The following is a 21,559-nucleotide window of genomic DNA, read 5'->3' on the forward strand; positions in this document are numbered from 1 at the left end:
GCGCTCGTCAACGTGAAAAAGCCGCTCCGAAGAGCGGCTTTTTCTATTGTGCCGACGGCGCGGCGTTCAATCCCACGCCGGCGCAAGCCCCTCGGGTGACACCTCGCGGCCGTTGCGCTCAAGCGCGGCGATCTGCGCCATGTCGTCTGCCGTCAGTTGCAGCGCTTGTGCGCGCAGGTTGCTCGCAAGATTCTCGCGCTTGGTCGACGACGGGATCACCGAATAGCCGAGCTGCATCGCCCAGGCCAGCACCACCTGCGCCGGCGTTGCCTCGTGCCGCCGCGCAACCGCGCCGATCACCGGATCGCCCAGCACCTTGCCGTACGCAAGCGTCATGTACGACGTGACGTGAATGCCCTCGTGCTGCAGGAATTCAACGAGCTTGCGGTTCTGCAGATACGGGCTCAGCTCGATCTGGTTGGTGGCGATGGCGTCTTTGCCGACCGCCGCCATCGCCTGTTGCGTCAGCGCGATGTTGAAGTTCGAGACGCCGATCTCGCGCGTCAAACCCCGGGCCTTGGCATCGGCCAGCGCGGTCATGAATTCTTCGAGCGACACGCCGTTGTTGGGCGCAGGCCAGTGGATGAGCGTGAGGTCGACGTAGTCGGTTCGCAGCTTGGCGAGGCTGTCTTCGAGGCTTGCCGCAAGCTTGCCCTTGGCGTAGTTGTCGACCCAGATCTTGGTGGTGAGGAAGAGGTCTTCGCGGCGCACGCCGGAGCCGACAATGGCCTCGCCCACGTCGGCTTCATTGCCGTAGATCTGGGCCGTGTCGATTGCGCGGTAGCCGAGTTCCAGGCCATTGCGAACCGAGTCGATGACAACCTGACCCTTCAGGCGAAACGTGCCAAGGCCAAAAGCGGGAATCTTGTTCATCTTGTGCTCCAAGGGGAAATCGAATCAGGGGTTCATGGCAAGGCGCGTCCTGCGCTGCACGACATGCAGCCCCACCAGCGCAAGGCCTGCCGCAGCAATCGCGGCGCCGACAATCGGCACTGCCGCATAGCCCAAGCCTGCGGAGATAGCCGCACCACCCGCTGCCGCGCCCAGGGCGTTGCCGAGGTTGAACGCCCCCACGTTGACCGACGAAGCGAGGCCCGGCGCTTCAGCCGCGGCGCGCATCACACGCATCTGCAACGGCGGCACAACCGCGAAGGTGGCAATGCCCCACACCAGCAGCGCGGCGGCCGCACCGACGTGTGTCTTGGCGAGCAGAGGAAACGCGAGCATCGTCACGATCAGCAACAACAGAAAGCCGATCAGGCTGCCGTCGAGCGAGCGATCGGCCAGGCGGCCACCGGCAATGTTGCCGATCGAAAAACCGATGCCGATCAGCACCAGCATGGCCGTCACGAACGCCGGCGAGGCACCGGTCAACTGAGCGAGTGTGGGGGCGACGTACGTGTACAGCGTGAACATCGCGCCCGCACCGAGCACCGTGGTGGCAAGGGCGCCCAGCACGGCGGGACGTGTGAGCACCGCAAGTTCCGCGCGCAGGTTGGGCATCTTGCCGGCATCGCCCTTCGGCAACGCGGTGAACAGGCCGGCGATTGCGATCAGGCCCAGGCTTGCCGTGGCGGCAAACGACATGCGCCAGCCGATCATCTGGCCAAGCCACGTCGCGGCCGGCACGCCACCGACGTTGGCGATCGTCAGGCCCATGAACATCGTCGCCACGGCGCTGGCCTGCTTCTCACGCGGCACGAGGCTAGCGGCAACCACGGAACCCAGCCCGAAGAACGCGCCGTGGTTGAGGCTGGTGACGAGCCGCGCGAGCAGCAGCGTCGTGTAATCAGGCGCGACGGCCGACAGCAGGTTGCCGATGGTGAAGATGCTCATCAGCGCGATCAGCGCCTTGCGTCGCGGCCAGCGTGCGAGCAACAGCGTCATGATCGGCGCACCGACCATCACGCCGATCGCATACGCGCTGATCAACATGCCGGCCTGGGGGATCGATACATGCACGCCCTCGGCAATCACGGGCAGCAAGCCCATCGGCGAGAACTCGGTGGTGCCGATGCCAAAGGCGCCGGCGGCAAGCGCGAGCAGCGGCAGCGTCGCGCTGCTGCGCGTGGGCTCGGCGGAAGTGGGGGTGGGGTTCATGCGGTGTACTCCAAAGCAGAGGAATGGAAAGCGGGCAGAACCTCTGCCGCGATTTCCGCAAACGTTTCAGCAAGCGGGCGACGATTTCGGCGGAAGTGCAGCCCGATATGCTGCACACCGGCTTCGCGCATCGCCGCCAATTCTTCGGACAGTGCAATGCGCCCGGCACGTGCGCCAAAGCGATGACGTTGCAGCGGTTCGTGCGGGTCTTCGGCCAGATCGAGGTGGATGAAGCTCACGTAGGGCTTGTCGCCCGCAACGGCACGCCATGCGGCGGCGCGTTGCGCGTGATCGGCCGGCGCGCCCGGGTAGGCAAGGCAACCGTCCATGTGGGTGCCGATCCACGCTGGCGTCTGTTGCGCCAGGCCGGCCACCAGCAGCGGAAGCGGCGTGCGCATGGCCGGCAGAATCTCCACCCCGGCGGGCAAGCTGCCGCGCGCCCCGTCACGCAATAGCGCGACCTGGTCGCGGAAGCTTGCACCGCGCGATTCGAAGTCGCGGCCGAACAGCGGATATTCGACGGGCCGGTCTCCGCTTGCCACGCCAAGCAGCAGACGACCGCCACTCAATTCCTGGATGGTCGTGGTCGATTTGAGCGTCAGCAGCGGCTCGCGCAGCGGCACCACAACGGCCGCCGTACCGAGCAGAATGTTGCGCGTGATGCCAGCCAGGTAGCCGAGGTAAGAGAACACTTCGAACACCTGCGCGGCATCGCCGAATGCGGGGTCATACACCGGCACATCGCGCACCCACAGGGCACGAAAGCCGAGTGAATCCGCGAGTTTGGCGAGGGTTGCGTGGTGTTCGATATCGGGCACACCGTGGCGGCGCCCGTCACGCAGGCGCTTGGCGTCGCCGGTGGCGGACCAATCGTTGTCCAGCGGCAGTTCAATGCCAATGCTGAAGCCGCCGTGGGTCAGTTTGTCGAGTGCGGGAGGCATGATTGTGATCGGGTCAAAAGGCGCGCTGCGGGCGATGCATTCGCTATCAGCGCAAAGGGCATGGACCGCAGTGTGCGGGCTCCACCTTTGCAGAAAAACCCGCCCGTCAACGAAACAGTCTTGATTGGCAATCAACAATCCACGCAAGTCAGAACGCACTCCGGGTTGGCAATACAGCAACACGGCGGGCTTTCCCAAATATGTCACACCGTGATATATTCCGGCCCGAACCGTTTGATTCCGCCATGTCTACCCCCGCCCGACCTTTATCCAAGCAGGAGTTCGAGAGCCTCTCCGATTTCCGCTATCACCTGCGCCGCTTCCTGCGCGCATCTGAAGATCTGATCCACGCCAAGGGCATCACGCCGCTGCAGTATCAGCTGCTGCTGCACGTGAAAGGCTATGCCGGGCGCGAATGGGCCACCGTCGGCGAGCTGGCCGAGCGCCTGCAGGCCGCGCCGCATGGCACGGCGGCACTCATCACGCGCTGCGAAGAAGCGGGCCTGGTCGAACGCCGTCAGAGCGATACCGACGCGCGTCAGGTGGAAGTGCACCTTTCCCGCAAGGGTGATCACCTCGTCGCGCTGCTGGCCGGGCTGCATCAGAGCGAGCTGTCGGCCTTCAGCCGCGCTTTCAAGATCCCCCACCTCGATCACCCCGCCGATCCCTCCGCCGAGCAGTAACCTCATGCAAACCCTTGAACACCACCAGCACCGGCGCGACTTTGCGACCGACACCACGCTGTTCCGCACCACTGCGCTGGCGGTCGTCATCGCCGCGTTTGCCACGCTGGCCGCCGTGGCGCTGCTCAACCTGATCCGCTTCTTCACCAACCTATTCTTTTTCCAGACGCTGTCGCTGGCCGACCGCTCGCCGGCCACCAACACGCTCGGCGCATGGGTGATTGCGGTACCGCTCATCGGCGGGCTGATCGTCGGGTTGATGGCGCGCTTTGGCTCGGAGAAGATTCGCGGCCACGGCATTCCCGAGGCCATCGAGGCCATCCTGTTCGGCAAGAGCAAGATGTCGCCCAAGGTGGCGGTGCTCAAGCCGCTGTCGTCGGGCATCGTGATCGGCAGCGGCGGCCCGTTTGGCGCGGAAGGCCCGATCATCATGACGGGCGGCGCGATCGGCTCGCTGTTCGCGCAGTTCTTCAAGCTGACGGCCGCCGAGCGCAAGACGCTGCTGGTGGCCGGTGCCACGGCGGGCATGACGGCCGTGTTCGGCACGCCCGTGGCCGCGCTGCTGCTGGCGGTGGAACTGCTGCTGTTCGAATGGCGCCCGCGCAGCATGCTGCCCGTGGCGGTGGCATGTGCCGTGGCGGGCTTCCTCCGTGTGCTGGTGCTGGAACCCGGCCCCCTCTTCCCGCTGGAAACCGCACCGGCAACGCTGCCTGCGCTGGGCTCGTGCGTGGTCGCCGGGTTGCTGTGCGGCGCGCTGGCACGCTCGCTGTCGATGGCGCTGTACAAGACCGAAGACCTGTTCGGCCGCCTGCCCATCCACTGGATGTGGTGGCCGGCCATCGGTGGCTTGGTGGTTGGCATTGGCGGCTACTTCGAGCCGCGCGCGCTGGGTGTCGGCTACGACGTCATCGGCGATCTGCTGCACAACCATCTCGCCATCAGCGTGGCGCTGGCGCTGCTGGTGGTCAAGGCCATCATCTGGGTGATCGCGCTGGGCTCCGGTACGTCGGGCGGCGTGCTCGCCCCGCTGCTGATGATGGGCGCCGGCTTGGGGGTGCTGATCGGACCCGTGCTGCCGGGTGGTGACCCAGGCCTGTGGCCGCTAGTATGCATGGCCGCCATGCTGGCCGGCGTGCTGGGCGCCCCGCTCACCGCCATCGTCTTCGCCTTCGGGCTGACACACGATGTGAACGCCCCGCTGCCAATTCTGCTGGCCGTGGCCGTGTCCTACGGCTTTGTCGTGCTGACCATGCCGCGCTCGATCATGACCGAGAAGATCGCGCGCCGCGGCTTCCACATCTATCGCGAATACGCTGTCGACCCGCTTGAGCGCCACGCCGTGGATGAAGTCATGACGCGTTCGGTGCAGACCATCGACGCACACGCCACACTGGCCGATACACTCGCCAACCGCTTTGGGCCCAAGCAGGCGCACCGCGCGTTTCCGGTCGTGCAAGGTGGGACGAATGGCAGGCTGATCGGCATGCTTGACCGCGATGCGCTGCTGGCGGGCCAGAAGCGCGGCGCCGTCACCGTTGCCGAATTGTTTGGTGCGAATGCTCCCGTGATGGCACTGCCCGGCGAGACCTGCCGCATCGTCGCCACGCGCCTGGCAGTGCATGGGTTGGAGCGGCTGCCGGTGGTGGCCGATTCGCAATCGCGCGCGCTGGTGGGCATTGTTTCGCGCAGCGATCTGGTCAAACCCTCCCTGGCGTTCTTTGATGAGGAGCAGCGCCGCGAGCGCTTCCGCCGTGTGCCGCTGTCGGGCACGCGCACGCAGCTCGAACTTCGCCGCCGCCGCGCTGGCCGCGTCGCGCGCTAGTCGCCAGTTTCAGCCGGCGACGTGCCGGTTGCGCCCGCTTTCCTTGGCGCGATACAGCGCCAGGTCGGCGCGCTTGAGCATCTCCGACGCCGTATCGCCCGGGCGGCAGACCGTCATGCCCATGCTGACGGTCATCGACAGTCCGGTCGGGAAACTCTCGTCCGTCTCGGCCACTGCCGTACGCAGGCGCTCCGCCACCTCGGTGGCCGTCTCCAATGTGGTGCGGCCCATCACCATGGCGAATTCCTCGCCGCCCAGACGCCCGACCAGATCACTGCTGCGCAGCACGCCCGTGGCAAGCGATGCAAAGCGCTGCAGCGCCATGTCGCCCACAGCGTGGCCCCATGTGTCGTTGATGCGCTTGAAGTGATCCAGATCGGCCAGCACAAGCACGAGCGGTTCGCCGCGATTGTGGGCACGTGCGAGCACCGTATCGAACAGCGCCAGGAAGCGACGCCGCGTCAGCACACCCGTGAGATGGTCGAAATGCGCCTCGTTGGCGAGCGCGCTGTTGGTGCGCTGCAGCCGCTGGTTCAGATGGCGCGTCAAGCGGTGATGCTGCCGCTCGCGCACCAGAGACCACGCCACCAGCACGAACGTCACCAGCACGCTTACAAACAGCACGAAGCCGATCGCGCGGTTGCGCGCATGATTGGCGATCTGCTGGCCCCACGCAGGCAGCGGCTCGGCCACGACGACGGTGAGGTCCGCACTGGCATTGCGAGACACGGTGAGCGATGGCATCGCACTGCCCTCGCGCCAAGCCAGCGTATCCCGCACCTCGGCCGGCACCCAGCTGGGCACGTCGTGATGCGCCTTTGCCGTGGGCTGATAGGGCCACGGTTCGAAGTCGACGCGCTGGTAGGCGTTGTACCGGTCGCTGGCGCCCATGCGCTGCAGGCGCGCATCCGGCAGGATCTTGCCCACCAGCGACGCGTCAGTCGATAAAATGATCAGCCCGTTCGGATCGGTCACCAGCGACGTCGGGTGCGACACCCAGTGCTGCAGCCTCGCGAGGCTCACCTTGGTGCCCATCGCCGCGACCAGGTATCCACCAGCGTCATACACCGGCGCAGCGAAGAACAAGCCCGGCACGCCCGTCACCCGGCCAATCGTGAACTGTTCGCCGAGGCCGCCCAGCATCGCCTCCTTCATGTACGGCTGCATGCTCGACTGCACGCCAACGAACGAATCGGCATGACCGGCGTTATTGGCCAGCACCACGTAATTGTGTTGGTTGACGACCCAGACGTAGTCGAGCCCGAGATTGCCGGCGGTCGTGTTCAGGAATGCGTCGATATCGGCCACTTCCGGGTGCGACATCGCCTCTTGGGCACGCGAGCCCTGGTCCATCAGGTTCCAGCGCCGGGTGTCGACGCGCGCTACGGCACGCGGGATGGCATCGATCTGCGCGAGCGTCTGCGGCAGCGCCCGCAGCAAGGCCACGTCGGCCGTGATCTGGCTCGACATACCTTCCGCTACCTGCGCGGCCAGCTGGCGGCGCGCATCGATCATCTGCTGCATGTCGCGCGCGCTCATCGAATCCGCCACGAAGCTGGCGGCAAACCAGGAGGCACCGACGCCCACCGCCACTGCCGACAGCCAAAGCGCCAACCGCACAACGCGCAGCCGGGTGCCGTGCGACGGCGTTGCAGCGGCAGGCGCAGGCGCCTTCATGTCAGGCCTCGCTACTCAGGAAATCCGCCACCGTCGGGTAGCGCAGCGCCATACGCAACTCCCGCACGAGCCGCGTGTTGCGCAGCCGGCGCGATTCGCTCATGAACGACAGCAGCGCGGGCTCGATCTGCTGTGCGGCCTCGGCTCGCGAAATGCGCGGCGGCCGCTGCAAGCCGCGCGCGTCGGCCACCGCATCAAAGTAATCGCCCATGCGCAGCTCCGATGCGTCAGTGGCATGCACAACGCGCTGCGGTTTCCCCCGGAACAACGCGGCAACGACGGCGCGCGCCAGGTCGTCGGCGTGAATGTGGTTGGTGTAGACATCGTCCTCGGCGCGCAAGGCGGGCGTGCCGCGTTCGAGCCGCGCAACAGGCAGCCGGTCCGCCGCATAGATGCCGGGAATGCGCAAAATCGACGTGCGCCAGCCGCCGCCCGCACCGAACCAGCGCACACGGCGCTCTGCGGCGACACGGCGCTGGGCACGCGCCGTGGTTGGCTTCACCGGGCGGGATTCGTCGACCCAGGCGCCGCCTGCATCGCCGTAGACGCCACTGGTGCTGGCATACACGAACGCACGCGCTTGGAGGGGAGTTTTCAAGCGGCCAGTGAGGCCACGCGGCCTGCGTGCCCGCTCGGGTAAAATGCGAGGTTTTGTAGCTGGGGAAACCGGGGCTGGCTGCGCCAGCACGTGCAGTAGCGCGGCAGTACGCGGATCATCGTTGCCCGCAGAGGGCGGCGGTGCCAGATGCAGCACGCGGGCGCTTAACCCTCGCAGGCGGCGCAACGACGCGGGATCGTCCAGATTGGCGACAATCGGCACGGCACCGGCTTCGCGCAACGGAGCGCACCCTTCAAGGCGTGAGGTGACGGCAAAGACGCGAAAACGCGTGCGGAGCGTCGCCAGGCAGCGTTGCCCAACATCGCCGCAGCCGACGATCAGCACGCGGGGACGGCGCAAGCGCAGCGAAGATTTAGATGGCCGAGCGGCTGACTGATTCACCATCGGACGTGCTGCCGGATTGACCATCATTGCATGCCCAGATGGGCGACCAGACACACTTTTCAACATATTTGGATTGTAGTATGGCTTACCAGATCAACGTGCTGCCCAGCGGCCGTCAATTCCAGGCCGAAGACGGCGAGACCATCCTTGCAGCCGCGCTGCGCCAGGGCATCGGCCTGCCGTACGGCTGCAAGAACGGCGCGTGCGGCTCGTGCAAGGGCCTCGTGCGCGAGGGCTCGATCGTCCAGGGCAACCACTCGCCCAACGCGCTGAGCGCCCAGGAGGCCACCGAAGGCCGCGCGCTGTTCTGCTGCGCCACGCCTGCCACGGACGTCACCATCGAAGTGCGCGAAGTGCACGGCGCGGGCGATGTCCCCATCAAGAAGATTCCATGCCGCGTCGCGTCGCTGGAAAAGGCCGCGCCGGACGTCACCATCGTCAAGCTGCAACTGCCTGCCACCGAGCGTATGCAATTTCTGGCCGGACAGTACGTGGAATTCCTCCTGCGCGACGGCAAGCGCCGCAGCTACTCGATCGCCAACCCGCCGCACGACGACGGTCCGATCGAGCTGCACATCCGCCACATGCCGGGCGGCGCCTTTACCGACTACGTGTTCGGCGCCAAGGAAGGCGCCCCGGCCATGAAGGAGCGTGACATCCTGCGCTTCGAGGGGCCGCTCGGCAGCTTCTTCCTGCGTGAAGAATCCGACAAGCCGATCATCCTGCTGGCCTCGGGCACCGGCTTTGCGCCCATCAAGGCGATCATCGAGCACGCACAGTTCATCGGCAGCACGCGCCCGATGACGCTGTACTGGGGCGGCCGTCGCCCGCAAGACCTGTACATGCACGCCAAGGCCGAAGAATGGGCGCGCACGCTGCCGAACTTCACCTACGTGCCGGTCGTCTCCAACGCCCTGCCCGAAGACGCCTGGACAGGCCGCACCGGCTTCGTTCACCAAGCGGTGATGGCCGATCACCCCGACCTGTCGGGCCACGAGGTCTACGCCTGCGGCGCGCCGGTGGTAATCAACTCGGCCCGCACAGATTTTGCCGCCCAGTGCGGGATGCACCCGGATGCGTTCTTCGCCGATTCCTTCACCTCAGAGGCGGATCTCCACCCGGCCGGCTGACGTTGCACAAATCCCAAGAACGTCAAAATTTCGTTTTGACTTGACTTGGCATCCGTCTTATTCTTGCGCCTTATGAACCCAGCCCTGCACCTCCGACGCCGCCGTACGTTGCTCCCTCCGGGAAGCCACGCGGCTGTCTGCTGATTGCATATCGGGTTCACAGGATTCGACGATCACAAGGCCACGGGGCAACCCCCGTGGCCTTTGTCTTTTTCCAACTCGCGTTTTTTCGGTTTTTCATCTTCCTGCCGCCTTTTTCTGGAGCTTTGCCATGGCGTTTGCTGACTACCCCGTCCAGTCCCTGATGTACATCACCAACCGGCCCGAGATCGTCTTCACCGAAGGCAAGGGCTCTTGGCTGACGGACCACAACGGCAAGCGATACCTGGACTTCGTGCAAGGCTGGGCCGTCAACTGCCTCGGCCACTCCAACGATGGCATGATCGAAGCGCTGAACGCGCAGGCCAGGAAGCTGATCAACCCGAGCCCGGCGTTCTACAACGAGCCGATGGCCAAGCTGGCCGGCCTGCTGACCGCGCACAGCTGTTTCGACAAGGTGTTCTTCGCCAACAGCGGCGCCGAAGCCAACGAAGGCGCCATCAAGCTCGCCCGCAAGTGGGGCAAGAAGCATAAGAACGGCGCCTTCCAGATCATCACGTTCGACCACAGCTTCCACGGCCGCACGCTCGCAACCATGAGCGCATCCGGCAAGGCCGGCTGGGACACCATCTTCGCGCCGCAGGTGCCGGGCTTCCCGAAGGCCATCCTGAACGACATTGCCTCGGTGGAAGCGCTCATCACCGACGAGACTGTCGGCGTGATGCTGGAGCCGGTGCAAGGCGAAGGCGGCGTGCTGCCCGCCACGCCGGAATTCATGCAGCAACTGCGCGCGCTGACCAAGAAGCACAAGATCCTGTTGATCGTTGATGAAGTGCAGGCCGGTTGCGGCCGCTGCGGCACGCTCTTCGCCTACCAGCTCTCGAACATCGAGCCGGACATCATGACGCTCGGCAAGGGCATCGGCGGCGGCGTGCCGCTCTCGGCCCTGCTGTGCACGGATGAAGTTGCCAGCTTCGAGGCCGGCGACCAAGGCGGCACTTACAACGGCAACCCGCTGATGACGGCCGTGGGGTGCTCGGTGATCGAGCAACTCCTGGCCCCGGGCTTCCTGGCTGGCGTGCAAGAACGCGGCGCCTATCTGCGCACCCAACTGCTCAAGCTGAGCGAAGAGTTTGGCCTGGCTGGCGAACGCGGTAACGGCCTGCTGCGCGCCCTGCTGCTCGGCAAGGATATCGGCGGCCAACTGGTGGAAGCCGCTCGCGAGATGAACCCGACCGGCCTGCTGCTGAACGCCCCGCGCCCCAACATCCTGCGCTTCATGCCTGCGCTGAACGTGACGACAGAAGAGATCGACACGATGATCGGCATGCTGCGCACGCTGTTGAAAGCACACGCCTAAAGCGCATCGCATGACCCCGAGGGCGGCGCGCAATGCGTCGCCCTTCATCGCCCCATCGCTGCTCCCACTCTGAGGTTTGCCATGGCCGTGACGCGAGACGTTCCGGCCACGGGGATCGTGTTGTCTGATGATTCCGCGTGGCTTCCGCTGGACGACATCTACGATTTTCTCTCGCAGGAAACGTACTGGGCCCGCGGCCTGCCGCGCGACGTATTCGAACGATCGATCGCGAACTCGCTGTGCCTAGGCGCGTATCGACAAGCCAACGATGGCTCGCATGGTGACCTTGTGGGTTTTGCGCGCGTCATCACCGATCGTGCGACATTCGCTTACCTGTGCGATGTGTTCGTGCTGCCGGCGTGGCGAGGAAAAGGCGTCTCGCACGCGCTGATGGATTTCCTGCGTGAGCATCCGGACCTGCAGACCCTGCGCCGCACAGTGCTGGTGACAACGGGCGCCGACTGGCTTTATCGCAAGCATGGCTTTACCGATGTGCCCGCAGGTGTCGGGTTCATGCAATTGCATCGGCCAAACATCTATACGGCGGGATCTGCCTGACACGTTGGCCATGCGCAAAGAAAAAGCCCCGCGATTGCGGGGCTTTCTCATGGTGCTGATGGTGCTTATTCGCCCAGGTAGGCGGCACGCACCTTCGGATCGTCGAGCATCTGCTTGGCATCGCCGCTCATGGTGATGAGACCGGAGTCCATCACGTAGCCGCGGTGCGCAGCCTGCAGCGCCAGGCGCGCGTTCTGCTCAACGAGCAGCACGGTCACGCCCTGCGCCGAGATGTCGCGCACGACCTCGAAGATCTTCTCCACCATGATCGGGGAGAGACCCATCGACGGCTCGTCCAGCAGCAGCAGCTTCGGTTGGCTCATCAGCGCACGCGCCATGGCCAGCATCTGCTGCTCGCCGCCCGACATCGTGCCGGCCAGCTGGTTTGCACGTTCCTTCAGGCGCGGGAAGATGCCGAACATGCGGTCGATGTCGGCCTTGATGTTGGCCTCGTCGTTGCGCGTGAAGGCACCCATCTGCAGGTTCTCGACGATGGTCATGCGCGCGAACACGCCGCGGCCTTCCGGCACCATCGCCAGGCCCTGCTTGAGCAGGTTGTAGCTCGGCACGCCCTTGATGGACTTGCCGAGATACTGCACGTCACCGCCGGCCCAGCCCTGCAGGCCGGTGATGGCCTTCATGGTGGTCGTCTTGCCGGCGCCGTTGGCACCGATCAGCGTGACCAGCTCACCTTCGCGAATCTCCAGATCCACGCCCTTGACCGCCTGGATGCCGCCGTACGCGACCTTCAGGCTGTCGATCTTCAACATTACTGGTTTCATATTCCGTTCCTCTGCGTCAGTGCGCTGACGCGCCGAGGTAGGCCTCGATCACGGCGGGGTTGCTCTGCACTTCCTGCGGCAGGCCTTGTGCGATCACCTTGCCGTAATCCAGCACGGTCAGGCGGTTGCACAGGCCCATCACCAGCTTCACATCGTGCTCGATCAGCAGGATGGTCTTGCCGTCGGAACGGATCTTGTCGAGCAGGCCACGGAGCTCCACTTTTTCCGTGGCGTTCATGCCGGCAGCCGGCTCGTCCAGGGCCAGCAGCTTGGGCTGCGTGGCCAGGGCGCGTGCGATCTCCAGACGACGCTGGTGACCGTACGACAGGTTGCGCGCCGTGTAGTTGGCATACTTGCCGATGCCGACGTAGTCCAGCAGGTCGTGCGCCCAGTCTTCGATGGACTGCTCTTCTTCGCGTGCCGCCTTGGTGCGGAACACCGCGCCGATCAAGCCGGCCTTGGTCCGCACGTGGCGGCCGACCATGACGTTTTCCGCCGCAGTCATATCGCCGAACAGGCGGATGTTCTGGAACGTGCGCGCGATGCCGGCCTTGGCCACTTCGTGCACGGCGGTCGGCTGGTAAGGCGTGCCGCCCAGCACGAACTCGCCTGCGTCAGGCGTATACAAGCCCGTGATGACGTTGAAGAACGTGGTCTTGCCGGCGCCGTTCGGGCCGATCAAACCGTAGATTTCGCCTTCGCGAATTTCCAGGCTCACGTCGGACAGCGCTTGCAGGCCGCCGAAACGCTTTTGGACTCCTCGGATCGAGAGGAGGACGTTGTTATTGCTCATGTGCGTGCCTCCATCAGATACGGGACAGTCCACCAGCCCGCTGCTTTTGCGGACGGTCTTCCTTGCGCGGCGAGGGCCACAGGCCCGCAGGGCGATACAGCATTACCACCACCATCGCCAGGCCGAACAGCAGCTGACGCAGCACTTCCGCTTCCACGATCACATGGCCGAACAGCTTGTTCTGGAGCGGCTCAGCCAGGGCGCGCAGCAGTTCCTGGAAGCCCACCAGCAGAATGCCGCCCAGGATCACGCCCGGGATATGGCCCATGCCGCCCAGCACCACGATCGCCAGGATGTAGATCGACTCCCACAGCACGAACGATTCCGGCGACACGAAGCCCTGGAACGACGCGAACATCGCACCCGACACACCGCCGAACGACGCACCCATCGCAAAGGCCAGCAGCTTGATGTTGCGGGTGTTGATGCCCATCGCCTTGGCGGCGATTTCATCTTCACGCAGCGCCACCCATGCGCGACCGATACGCGAGTTCTGCAACCGCAGGCACACGATGATGATGATCGCGGCCAGGATCACGAACAGGTAGTAGTACATGTAGACCGAGTCGAAGCGGATGCCGAAGAAATCATGGCGCTTCGAGAAGTCGAACCCGAAGATCTTGACCGGCTCGATCAGGTTGATGCCCTTCGGACCGTTGGTGATGTTCACCGGGCGGTCGAGGTTGTTCATGAAGATCCGGATGATTTCACCAAAGCCCAGCGTCACGATGGCGAGGTAGTCACCGCGCAGCTTCAGCACCGGCGTGCCCAGCAGGATACCGAACAGCGCCGCCAACCCGGCACCCAGCGGGATCACCCACCAGACAATCAGGTGGAGCCCATTGGGGAACATGTTGTGGATCCACTCGAACTGATTGGACAGGTGCGGCGAACCCAGCAATGCCATCATGTAGGCGCCCACCGCATAGAACGCGATGTAGCCCAGGTCAAGCAGGCCGGCAAAGCCCACCACGATGTTCAGGCCCAGGGCCAGCATGATGTACAGCAGCGCGAAGTCCAGCACGCGCACCCAGTAGTTGCCACCTGCGGCACCCACGATGAACGGCGCGAAGATCGCAAGGATCAGGAAGCCGTACAGCGCGGCGCGCGTCTTCATCGGCGCTTTGAAATTTTCTGTCATGGCGCTCCCCTTCTTATGCGCGGTCCGCAACGCGTTCGCCCATGATGCCGGACGGGCGGAACAGCAGCACGCCAATCAGCACGATGAATGCGAACACATCCTGGTAGTTCGAACCGAACACACCGCCAGTCAGATCACCGATATAACCGGCACCCAGTGCTTCGATCAGGCCCAGCAGCATGCCGCCAACCATGGCGCCCGCCAGGTTGCCGATGCCGCCCAGCACCGCGGCGGTAAACGCCTTCAGGCCGGGGATGAAGCCCATGTAGAAGTGGGCGTTGCCGTAGTTGGTCGCCATCATCACGCCAGCGACCGCAGCCATCGCAGCGCCGATCATGAACGTGGCGGAGATCACGAAGTTCGGGTTGACGCCCATCAGGCCTGCCACACGCTGGTTCTCGGCGGTAGCGCGCATGGCGCGGCCGAGCTTGGTGCGGTTAACCAGCAGGATCAGCCCAATCATCACCAGGATCGAGACCACGATGATGACGATCTCCTTGCCGGTGATGGTCGCCCCGGTCGAGCCGATATCGATCGGGCTCGAAGGCAAGAGCTCAGGGAAGCTCAACGGGTTGCGCGACCAGATCATCATCGCGAGCGTCTGCAGCACGATCGACACGCCGATGGCGGTGATCAGCGGCGCCAGGCGCGGCGCATTGCGCAGCGGCCGGTAAGCGACACGTTCGATGGTGTAGGCCACGATGGCGCAGACCGGCATTGCAAATAGCAGTGCAAACACCAGCGTGAGCCAGTTAGGCAGATTGGGGAAGTACTTTTGGAGGAAGTTGATGGCGGTCAGGGCAGACATTGCACCGACCATCAGAACATCGCCGTGGGCGAAGTTGATGATGCCGAGAATACCGTAGACCATGGTGTAGCCAAGTGCGATCAGCGCGTAAATGCTGCCGAGCACCAGACCGTTCACGATCTGCTGGATAAAGATATCCATGAGAACAGCTCCTGCTATGCCTTGCTTTGTTGTAGGCGACGGGATGACGCGCCCGCAAGGTATGCGATCAATCGGATGGGTAAGGTGAGGTTGCTGGTAAGCGGCCTGCCGACACGCCCATGGTGAGGGCCTTGTTTCATTGGCGAGGCTATGAAAAACGGCACCGCAGGGGTAGTCGCGGTGCCGTTTTTAGGGCGGATAACCCTTCGATTACATCTTCACAACGTCAAGAACAGTCTTCTTCTTGTCCTTGTAGTTGTACAGGGTGATGGAACCTTGCTTCAGGTCACCCTTGTCATCGAACGAGATGTTGCCGATCACGCCGTTGTAGTTGGTTGCCGGCATGGCAGCCAGGATCTTGGCCGGATCGGTCGAGTTGGCACGCTTCATCGCGTCGATGATCACGTTGACAGCGTCATACGTGAACGGAGCGTAGATCTGCACCGGCGTGTGGAAACGGTCTTGGTACTTCTTGTCGAAGTCCGCGCCCTTCTCCATCTTCGACAGCGCCAGGCCTGCTTCCGAGCAGACGATGTTGTCGATTGCGTCGCCAGCCAGTTCGGCCACCTTGTCGGTACACACGCCGTCGCCGCCAACGATCTTGGCCGTGATGCCCAGTTCCTTGGCTTGCTTGGCGAACGGGCCGCCGGTGGCGTCCATGCCGCCGTACATGATCACGTCCGGCTTCTTGCCCTTGATCTTGGTCAGAATGGCCTTGAAGTCGGTCGCCTTGTCGTTGGTCGCCTCACGCGCCACGACGTTCACGCCGTCGGCCTTCGCGGTCTTCTCGAACTCGTCGGCCAGGCCCTTACCGTAGGCGGTGGCATCGTCAACAATTGCCACGGTCTTGGCGCCCAGGGTCTTGGCGGCGTAGTTCGCCAGTGCCGGACCTTGTTGCGCGTCGGTTGCAACCACGCGGTAGGTCGTCTTGAAGCCTTGCTTGGTGTAGTCGGGGTTCGTCGACGACGGCGAGATCTGCACGATACCTGCATCGCTGTAGATCTTCGAGGCCGGGATCGACACGCCCGAGTTCAGGTGGCCAACGACGGCAACAACGTGCTCGTCAACCAGCTTCTGCGCCACGGCGGTACCGGTCTTCGGGTCGCCTGCATCGTCTTCACCGACCAGTTCCAGCTTGATCTTCTTGCCGTCGATGGTCAGGCCTTCCTTGTTGGCTTCTTCAACGGCCAGGCGTGCACCGTTTTCGTTGTCTTTGCCAAGGTGAGCAATACCGCCCGTGAGCGGAGCCGCGTGACCGATCTTGACGACGGTCTCGCCGCCGCCGGCAGCAGCAGCCGGAGCCGACGTTGCTGCAGGTGCAGCAGCTTGGTCTGCGGGCTTTTCCTCGTTCTTACCGCAAGCTGCTACGAGTGCCACGGCAGCCGCAAGCGGCAGAACTTTGGCAAACTTAATTTGCATGAGTGATCTCCTAGATCTCGCAAGAGCAAGAAGAGCGTCCTGCCTCCCGGCCGCTCCCCCCGCGCCGATTGTTTCAATTTGAAACGCGCGAATTGTATCCCCTTTTATTGCGGATGCAATACGCGTCGCAACAACGATTTTTGCAGTAACTACGCCGCTTTACGGGCTTTCCCCAATGCCCAAACAGGCGTCATTTCGCGCAGGCATTCGCGAACGGCGGATAGCCTTATCAAGAAGCGTGCCAGACTAGGGGAAACCCCCTATTCATGCGGCTTGGCGGACGATTGCCACGGTAAATCAAGGCTTCGGCGGCATTGAAGAGGTTTTGCAACGCACAAAACAAAACGGCCACTCCGGGAAGAAGTGGCCGCTGATTCCTCAAAAGCGCTTTATGCACCGCATTAGGGCGCACAGTTTTTGTGCGCTTTTAAGTGGGTATTTACATAAAGGTATTCAATTGATTTGAAGACCCCTCGGAAGGGGGAAAGACATGTTTTCCTGGATACCGTCGAGCGGACGAACGGTGCGCGCGCCCAACGCCTTGAGGCGGTCGACGATCGACTGCGCCAGCTCTTCGGGCGCCGAAGCACCCGCTGTCAGGCCCACGCGGCGTTTGCCGGCCACCCATTCGGGCCTCACCTGTTCCGGCGTATCCACCATATAGGCAGGCACGCCCAGCTTCTCGGCCAGCTCACGCAGGCGGTTCGAGTTCGAGCTGTTCGGGCTGCCGACCACGATCACCACTTCCACTTGCGGCGCCATGAACTTCACGGCGTCCTGGCGATTCTGCGTCGCGTAGCAGATGTCCTGCTTCTTGGGCTCGTGCACGGCCGGAAAGCGCGCCTTGATGGCCGCCACGATCTCCTGGGTCTCGTCCACCGACAACGTGGTCTGCGTCACGTACGCCAGACGCGTCGGGTCTTTCACTTCGAGGTGCGCAACATCATCGACGGATTCGACCAGCAGCATGCCGTCGTTGGCTTGGCCCATGGTGCCTTCCACCTCGGGATGGCCCTTGTGCCCAATCATGATGATCTCGAAACCCTGCGCACGCATCTTCGAGACTTCCACGTGAACCTTCGTCACCAGCGGGCAGGTTGCATCGAACACACGCAGGCCGCGCGCCTCCGCCGCCTCGCGCACCGCCCGCGACACACCATGCGCGCTGAAGATGACCGTGCCGCCAACGGGCACATCGTCGAGTTCCTGCACGAACACCGCGCCCTTGTTGCGCAGATCGCCAACGACATAGGCGTTGTGCACGATCTCGTGGCGCACGTAAATGGGCGCCCCAAACAGCTCCAGCGCGCGCTCGACGATCTCGATGGCGCGATCGACGCCGGCGCAGAAACCGCGCGGCTGCGCCAACAAGACCTCGGCGTCGGCCTGGGTGACAGGATCAATGGGATCGCGCGGGGCGTTCACGGCGTTGCTCATATCAAAGAATGCCGATCAGCTGGACTTCAAACACGATCGTCTGGCCAGCGAGCGGGTGGTTGAAGTCGAACAGCGCGGAGGTTTCGCCGACTTCCTTGAGCACGCCGGCATATTTGCCGCCGCTCGGCGCATTGAACTCAACCAGGTCGCCCGGCTGGTAATCCTCTTCGAACGAAGAATTCTCGCGCAGCGTGGCCAGCGACACGCGCTGCAACAGTTCCGGATTACGCGGACCGAACGCCTGCTCGGGCGCCAGGCGGAACGTCGTGCGCTCGCCCTCGCGCATACCGAGCAGCGCCTGCTCCAGCGTTGGCGCCAACTGGCCTTGGCCCAGCAGCAGCGTGGCCGGCTTGTCATCGAAGGTCGTGACGATGTCCGTGTCGTTTTCCAGCGCGATGCGGTAATGCAGCGTCAGAAAGGAATCCGGGCCTACCACCTTGCCCGCCGTGCCGCTTGGCGTCGCCGCGGACGCCTCGTTCACCAAATTTTGCACGCTTAACCTGCTTGACCAAAAAGTAACCCGTTATTGTACGTCAGCCCTCCCTGCGGCCGCAGGCGCAAAGCCTACTGCACTCTCGCTGGCAGGGCCTTTCCTCCGCTCATCCAAACCCTATGGCAATCGTCGACTGGCCCGCCCACGAGCGGCCGCGTGAAAAACTGCTCGCCCACGGCGCCGCCGCGCTCTCCGATGCGGAACTGCTGGCCATCTTCCTGCGCGTGGGTATGCCAGGCAAAAGCGCGGTCGACCTCGCCCGAGAACTGCTCACGCACTTTGGGTCGCTCGCCCGGCTGTGCCACGCCTCTCAACAAGAGTTCTCCTCGATCAACGGCATGGGCCCCGCCAAATACGCGCAGCTGCACGCGCTGCTGGAAGTCGCGCGGCGCGCACTAAAAGAAGAGCTCACGCACGGCCGGACCTTTGACTCTCCACAAAGCGTGAAGGATTTTTTGCGCCTGACATTGGGGCACCGCCCGCACGAGGTGTTCGCCTGCTTCTTTCTAGATGTACGACACCGGCTCATTGCCTGGGAAGAACTCTTTCGCGGCACACTGACGGAAGCCCGCGTCTACCCGCGCGAGATCGCCAAGCGCGCACTGCATCACAATGCGGCCGCAGTGATCCTGGCGCACAACCACCCTACCGGCAACACGGAGCCCAGCGAAGCCGACATCATCCTGACCCGCGAGTTGTGCCGCGCACTGGCCATGCTCGACGTGATCGTCCTGGATCACATGATCGTCGGCCGCGGCCACGTCTATGGCTTCCTCGAACACGGCAAAATGTAGTGCCGATGCGGCATCGCACGGTCCCCAACGGCAATCCATCGATCTCGTTGATTTGTCAGCGGTTTTGTGTGTATAATCCGCGTTTCGCTGAAGTCCCACCTCTACAGTGGCGCTGCGCTTGGTTTTGGTCCCAGCGCCCGGTCGCAAACTGTAGCCAACGAATTTAGTTAGGAGTGCTCCATGGCACGCGTCTGTCAAGTGACCGGGAAAGCGCCGATGGTCGGCAATAACGTTTCCCACGCAAACAACAAGACCAAGCGCCGTTTTCTGCCGAACCTGCAGAATCGCCGCTTCTGGGTCGAATCCGAAAACCGCTGGGTCAGCCTGCGCGTCTCGAACGCTGGTCTGCGCCTGATCGATAAAAAAGGCATCGACGAAGTGCTCGTGGACCTGCGCGCACGCGGCGAAGTCTAATTAGGAGTTAAACATGGCCAGCAAAGGCGGACGCGACAAGATCAAGCTGGAATCGACCGCAGGTACGGGTCATTTCTACACGACCACCAAGAACAAGCGCACCAAGCCGGAAAAGATGGAGATCATGAAGTTCGATCCCGTCGCCCGCAAGCACGTCGCTTACAAGGAAACCAAGATCAAGTAATCCTCACGGATTGCGCATCTTGTTTCCGTCGGCATGACCGACAGCAAAAACCCGCTCTCAGGCGGGTTTTTTGTTGCCTGCTGTTTGGCGCATGCTGGGGTGTACACTGCTCTTCTTTCCGATTGACACGCGACTGTGTTACTCACCAGCCGCGCCTGCACCGCGTCCCGCGTCTTCCATGAATTTCGATGTTGCCGTTGTTGGCAGCGGCTTGGCGGGTCTGACCGTCGCCCTGCACCTAGCCGATCACCGCCGCGTGGTTGTCATCAGCAAACGCAGCCTGCCGGAAGGCGCCAGCGATTGGGCGCAGGGCGGCATTGCCGCAGTGCTCGATTCAGGCGACAGCCATGACGAGCACGTCGACGACACGCTCATCGCCGGAGCAGGACTGTGCGATGAAGCCGCCACTCGCTACATCGTCGAGAACGGGCGTTCGGCCATTGAATGGCTGATCGGCCATGGCGTGCCTTTCACCCGCGACGAGCAGGCTGAACTCGGCTTCCACCTGACGCGCGAAGGCGGCCATCGCCACCGACGCATCATCCACGCCGCCGATGCCACCGGCCATGCCGTGGTCACGACGCTGGTTGAGAAGGTACGCAACCACCCGAACATCACGCTGCTGGAAGACCACTTTGCGATCGACCTGATTACCGATGCAAAGCTGGGCCGGCCGGGCATGCGCTGCCATGGCCTGTACGCACTCGACATTGCATCGGGCCACGTCAAGACGATTACCGCGAGCCAAACCGTGATGGCCACGGGCGGCGCAGGCAAGGTCTATCTCTATACGACGAATCCGGACACGGCCAGCGGCGACGGTATTGCCATGGCTTGGCGTGCGGGCTGCCGGGTAGCGAACATGGAGTTCATCCAGTTCCATCCCACGTGCCTGTATCACCCGTTCGCGAAATCGTTTCTGATTACCGAAGCCGTGCGCGGTGAAGGCGGCAAGCTGATCCTGCCCGACGGCACGCGCTTCATGCCGGCGCATGATGAGCGCGCTGAGTTGGCTCCGCGCGATATCGTCGCCCGCGCCATCGACTTCGAGATGAAGAAGCGTGGCCTGGACTGCGTCTATCTGGACATCAGCCACCAGAGCCCGGCGTTCCTCAAGGAACATTTCCCGACCATCATGGCGCGCTGCCTGGAGCTGGGCATCGACATCACGCGTCAACCGATTCCGGTCGTGCCGGCGGCGCATTACACGTGCGGCGGCGTGGTGACGGACCACCTTGGGCGCACGGATATCGCCGGTCTGTATGCGGTAGGCGAGACGGCGTACACCGGCTTGCACGGCGCCAACCGGCTGGCCAGCAATTCGCTGCTGGAATGCATGGTGATCGGGCGCGGTGCGGCGGAAGACATCCTGGCGCAACCGCCCTCAAACTCGACGCCGGTGCAGATTCCCGCGTGGGATGAGAGCCGCGTGACCGACGCCGATGAAGAAGTGGTCGTCTCGCACAATTGGGACGAGCTGCGCCGCATGATGTGGAACTACGTCGGCATCGTGCGCACGAACAAGCGGCTCGAGCGGGCCCAGCACCGCATTGCGCTGTTGCGTGAGGAGATTACGGAGTACTACGCCAACTTCCGCGTGAGCCACGATCTGCTGGAGCTGCGCAACCTCGTCGAGGCCGCCTCGCTGATCGTCGACAGTGCGCTATCACGGCATGAGAGCCGCGGCCTGCATTTCTCGCGCGACTACCCCGAGACATTGCCCAAGGCGCTGCCGACGGTCATGCAGCCGACCCATCGGCAGATCGCCCGGAAACGCTAA

21 protein-coding genes are annotated in these 21,559 nt (G+C 63.6%); 9 read left to right on the forward strand and 12 right to left on the reverse strand.

The window, feature by feature from the left end:
* Window positions 1–66: 66 nt before the first annotated feature.
* From dkgB to ACU8YE_RS09760, 3 genes are read right to left on the reverse strand one after another with little or no spacing between them, the layout of a single operon-like run.
* Window positions 67–873: a 2,5-didehydrogluconate reductase DkgB gene (dkgB, locus tag ACU8YE_RS09750; protein WP_446928595.1), complete on the reverse strand. Its 807-nt coding sequence runs from the start codon at window positions 871–873 to the stop codon at window positions 67–69.
* A 24-nt stretch (window positions 874–897) separates the two neighbouring features.
* A complete protein-coding gene (locus ACU8YE_RS09755) occupies window positions 898–2,100 on the reverse strand; it encodes an MFS transporter (RefSeq protein ID WP_446928596.1) in 1,203 nt (400 codons plus the stop codon).
* On the reverse strand, window positions 2,097–3,041 hold the full coding sequence (locus ACU8YE_RS09760; protein ID WP_446928597.1) for a TIGR03571 family LLM class oxidoreductase: 945 nt from the start codon (window positions 3,039–3,041) through the stop codon (window positions 2,097–2,099). Before ACU8YE_RS09760 ends, ACU8YE_RS09755 begins: the two co-directional genes overlap by 4 nt.
* A gap of 245 nt (window positions 3,042–3,286) precedes the next feature.
* On the opposite strand from ACU8YE_RS09760, the gene ACU8YE_RS09765 reads away from it, so the two are divergent.
* Both ACU8YE_RS09765 and ACU8YE_RS09770 read left to right on the forward strand, forming a co-directional pair.
* Complete coding sequence (locus tag ACU8YE_RS09765) at window positions 3,287–3,724, forward strand: MarR family winged helix-turn-helix transcriptional regulator (RefSeq protein ID WP_446928598.1); 438 nt, start codon at window positions 3,287–3,289, stop codon at window positions 3,722–3,724.
* A gap of 4 nt (window positions 3,725–3,728) precedes the next feature.
* Window positions 3,729–5,546: a chloride channel protein gene (locus tag ACU8YE_RS09770; protein WP_446928599.1), complete on the forward strand. Its 1,818-nt coding sequence runs from the start codon at window positions 3,729–3,731 to the stop codon at window positions 5,544–5,546.
* 9 nt (window positions 5,547–5,555) lie between these two features.
* Here the strand turns inward: ACU8YE_RS09770 and ACU8YE_RS09775 are convergent, their stop codons facing one another.
* On the reverse strand, window positions 5,556–7,223 hold the full coding sequence (locus tag ACU8YE_RS09775; RefSeq protein ID WP_446928600.1) for a diguanylate cyclase: 1,668 nt from the start codon (window positions 7,221–7,223) through the stop codon (window positions 5,556–5,558).
* A gap of 1 nt (window position 7,224) precedes the next feature.
* Entirely contained in the window at window positions 7,225–8,226 is a 1,002-nt protein-coding gene (locus ACU8YE_RS09780; protein WP_446928601.1) for an NAD-dependent epimerase/dehydratase family protein, read from the reverse strand.
* An 80-nt stretch (window positions 8,227–8,306) separates the two neighbouring features.
* Between ACU8YE_RS09780 and ACU8YE_RS09785 the strand changes: the two genes are divergently transcribed.
* The 3 genes from ACU8YE_RS09785 to ACU8YE_RS09795 all read left to right on the forward strand — a co-directional run bounded on the left by ACU8YE_RS09785 (window position 8,307) and on the right by ACU8YE_RS09795 (window position 11,373).
* Entirely contained in the window at window positions 8,307–9,356 is a 1,050-nt protein-coding gene (locus tag ACU8YE_RS09785; protein WP_316872969.1) for a CDP-6-deoxy-delta-3,4-glucoseen reductase, read from the forward strand.
* Window positions 9,357–9,627: 271 nt separating this feature from the next.
* Entirely contained in the window at window positions 9,628–10,815 is a 1,188-nt protein-coding gene (locus tag ACU8YE_RS09790; protein ID WP_232040787.1) for an acetylornithine transaminase, read from the forward strand.
* Window positions 10,816–10,896: 81 nt separating this feature from the next.
* A complete protein-coding gene (locus ACU8YE_RS09795) occupies window positions 10,897–11,373 on the forward strand; it encodes a GNAT family N-acetyltransferase (protein ID WP_260802018.1) in 477 nt (158 codons plus the stop codon).
* A gap of 65 nt (window positions 11,374–11,438) precedes the next feature.
* Here the strand turns inward: ACU8YE_RS09795 and ACU8YE_RS09800 are convergent, their stop codons facing one another.
* The 7 genes from ACU8YE_RS09800 to ACU8YE_RS09830 all read right to left on the reverse strand — a co-directional run bounded on the left by ACU8YE_RS09800 (window position 11,439) and on the right by ACU8YE_RS09830 (window position 18,387).
* Complete coding sequence (locus tag ACU8YE_RS09800; protein ID WP_009241298.1) at window positions 11,439–12,155, reverse strand: ABC transporter ATP-binding protein; 717 nt, start codon at window positions 12,153–12,155, stop codon at window positions 11,439–11,441.
* 16 nt (window positions 12,156–12,171) lie between these two features.
* On the reverse strand, window positions 12,172–12,948 hold the full coding sequence (locus tag ACU8YE_RS09805; protein WP_004632013.1) for an ABC transporter ATP-binding protein: 777 nt from the start codon (window positions 12,946–12,948) through the stop codon (window positions 12,172–12,174).
* Window positions 12,949–12,961: 13 nt separating this feature from the next.
* Window positions 12,962–14,089 carry an ABC transporter permease subunit gene (locus ACU8YE_RS09810; protein WP_232040790.1) on the reverse strand — a complete coding sequence of 376 codons (1,128 nt, stop codon included), beginning with the start codon at window positions 14,087–14,089 and terminating at the stop codon, window positions 12,962–12,964.
* Between the two features lie 13 nt (window positions 14,090–14,102).
* Entirely contained in the window at window positions 14,103–15,038 is a 936-nt protein-coding gene (locus ACU8YE_RS09815) for a branched-chain amino acid ABC transporter permease (protein WP_232040791.1), read from the reverse strand.
* 210 nt (window positions 15,039–15,248) lie between these two features.
* Entirely contained in the window at window positions 15,249–16,457 is a 1,209-nt protein-coding gene (locus tag ACU8YE_RS09820) for a branched-chain amino acid ABC transporter substrate-binding protein (RefSeq protein WP_232040792.1), read from the reverse strand.
* 453 nt (window positions 16,458–16,910) lie between these two features.
* Window positions 16,911–17,894, reverse strand: a complete 984-nt coding sequence (gene ispH, locus ACU8YE_RS09825) for a 4-hydroxy-3-methylbut-2-enyl diphosphate reductase (protein WP_232040793.1) — start codon at window positions 17,892–17,894, stop codon at window positions 16,911–16,913.
* Window position 17,895: 1 nt separating this feature from the next.
* Entirely contained in the window at window positions 17,896–18,387 is a 492-nt protein-coding gene (locus tag ACU8YE_RS09830; protein ID WP_232040794.1) for an FKBP-type peptidyl-prolyl cis-trans isomerase, read from the reverse strand.
* A 119-nt stretch (window positions 18,388–18,506) separates the two neighbouring features.
* Here ACU8YE_RS09830 and radC point away from each other — a divergent pair, with 119 nt between their 5' ends.
* The 4 genes from radC to nadB all read left to right on the forward strand — a co-directional run bounded on the left by radC (window position 18,507) and on the right by nadB (window position 21,559).
* Complete coding sequence (gene radC / locus ACU8YE_RS09835) at window positions 18,507–19,181, forward strand: RadC family protein (RefSeq protein ID WP_260802019.1); 675 nt, start codon at window positions 18,507–18,509, stop codon at window positions 19,179–19,181.
* A gap of 180 nt (window positions 19,182–19,361) precedes the next feature.
* Window positions 19,362–19,595, forward strand: coding sequence for a 50S ribosomal protein L28 (rpmB, locus tag ACU8YE_RS09840; RefSeq protein ID WP_004631999.1), 234 nt, complete (start codon window positions 19,362–19,364; stop codon window positions 19,593–19,595).
* 13 nt (window positions 19,596–19,608) lie between these two features.
* On the forward strand, window positions 19,609–19,779 hold the full coding sequence (gene rpmG, locus ACU8YE_RS09845) for a 50S ribosomal protein L33 (RefSeq protein WP_003262397.1): 171 nt from the start codon (window positions 19,609–19,611) through the stop codon (window positions 19,777–19,779).
* A gap of 178 nt (window positions 19,780–19,957) precedes the next feature.
* Window positions 19,958–21,559 (forward strand): L-aspartate oxidase, encoded by a 1,602-nt coding sequence (gene nadB / locus ACU8YE_RS09850; RefSeq protein ID WP_232040796.1) that lies wholly within the window; start codon window positions 19,958–19,960, stop codon window positions 21,557–21,559.

It is taken from the genome of Ralstonia sp. VS2407, from assembly GCF_052950655.1.

Excerpts from the sequence above, each read along its gene's own strand:
- ACU8YE_RS09790 (WP_232040787.1), top strand. The coding sequence starts at position 9,628 with ATGGCGTTTGCTGACTACCCCGTCCAGTCCCTGATGTACATCACCAAC.
- ACU8YE_RS09820 (WP_232040792.1), bottom strand. The coding sequence starts at position 16,457 with ATGCAAATTAAGTTTGCCAAAGTTCTGCCGCTTGCGGCTGCCGTGGCA.
- nadB (WP_232040796.1), top strand. The coding sequence starts at position 19,958 with ATGAATTTCGATGTTGCCGTTGTTGGCAGCGGCTTGGCGGGTCTGACC.
- dkgB (WP_446928595.1), bottom strand. The coding sequence starts at position 873 with ATGAACAAGATTCCCGCTTTTGGCCTTGGCACGTTTCGCCTGAAGGGT.
- rpmG (WP_003262397.1), top strand. The coding sequence starts at position 19,609 with ATGGCCAGCAAAGGCGGACGCGACAAGATCAAGCTGGAATCGACCGCA.
- ACU8YE_RS09800 (WP_009241298.1), bottom strand. The coding sequence starts at position 12,155 with ATGAAACCAGTAATGTTGAAGATCGACAGCCTGAAGGTCGCGTACGGC.
- ACU8YE_RS09755 (WP_446928596.1), bottom strand. The coding sequence starts at position 2,100 with ATGAACCCCACCCCCACTTCCGCCGAGCCCACGCGCAGCAGCGCGACG.
- ACU8YE_RS09760 (WP_446928597.1), bottom strand. The coding sequence starts at position 3,041 with ATGCCTCCCGCACTCGACAAACTGACCCACGGCGGCTTCAGCATTGGC.
- ACU8YE_RS09815 (WP_232040791.1), bottom strand. The coding sequence starts at position 15,038 with ATGGATATCTTTATCCAGCAGATCGTGAACGGTCTGGTGCTCGGCAGC.
- ACU8YE_RS09775 (WP_446928600.1), bottom strand. The coding sequence starts at position 7,223 with ATGAAGGCGCCTGCGCCTGCCGCTGCAACGCCGTCGCACGGCACCCGG.
- rpmB (WP_004631999.1), top strand. The coding sequence starts at position 19,362 with ATGGCACGCGTCTGTCAAGTGACCGGGAAAGCGCCGATGGTCGGCAAT.
- ACU8YE_RS09795 (WP_260802018.1), top strand. The coding sequence starts at position 10,897 with ATGGCCGTGACGCGAGACGTTCCGGCCACGGGGATCGTGTTGTCTGAT.
- ACU8YE_RS09770 (WP_446928599.1), top strand. The coding sequence starts at position 3,729 with ATGCAAACCCTTGAACACCACCAGCACCGGCGCGACTTTGCGACCGAC.
- ACU8YE_RS09780 (WP_446928601.1), bottom strand. The coding sequence starts at position 8,226 with ATGGTGAATCAGTCAGCCGCTCGGCCATCTAAATCTTCGCTGCGCTTG.
- ACU8YE_RS09785 (WP_316872969.1), top strand. The coding sequence starts at position 8,307 with ATGGCTTACCAGATCAACGTGCTGCCCAGCGGCCGTCAATTCCAGGCC.
- ACU8YE_RS09810 (WP_232040790.1), bottom strand. The coding sequence starts at position 14,089 with ATGACAGAAAATTTCAAAGCGCCGATGAAGACGCGCGCCGCGCTGTAC.
- ACU8YE_RS09765 (WP_446928598.1), top strand. The coding sequence starts at position 3,287 with ATGTCTACCCCCGCCCGACCTTTATCCAAGCAGGAGTTCGAGAGCCTC.
- radC (WP_260802019.1), top strand. The coding sequence starts at position 18,507 with ATGGCAATCGTCGACTGGCCCGCCCACGAGCGGCCGCGTGAAAAACTG.
- ispH (WP_232040793.1), bottom strand. The coding sequence starts at position 17,894 with ATGAGCAACGCCGTGAACGCCCCGCGCGATCCCATTGATCCTGTCACC.
- ACU8YE_RS09805 (WP_004632013.1), bottom strand. The coding sequence starts at position 12,948 with ATGAGCAATAACAACGTCCTCCTCTCGATCCGAGGAGTCCAAAAGCGT.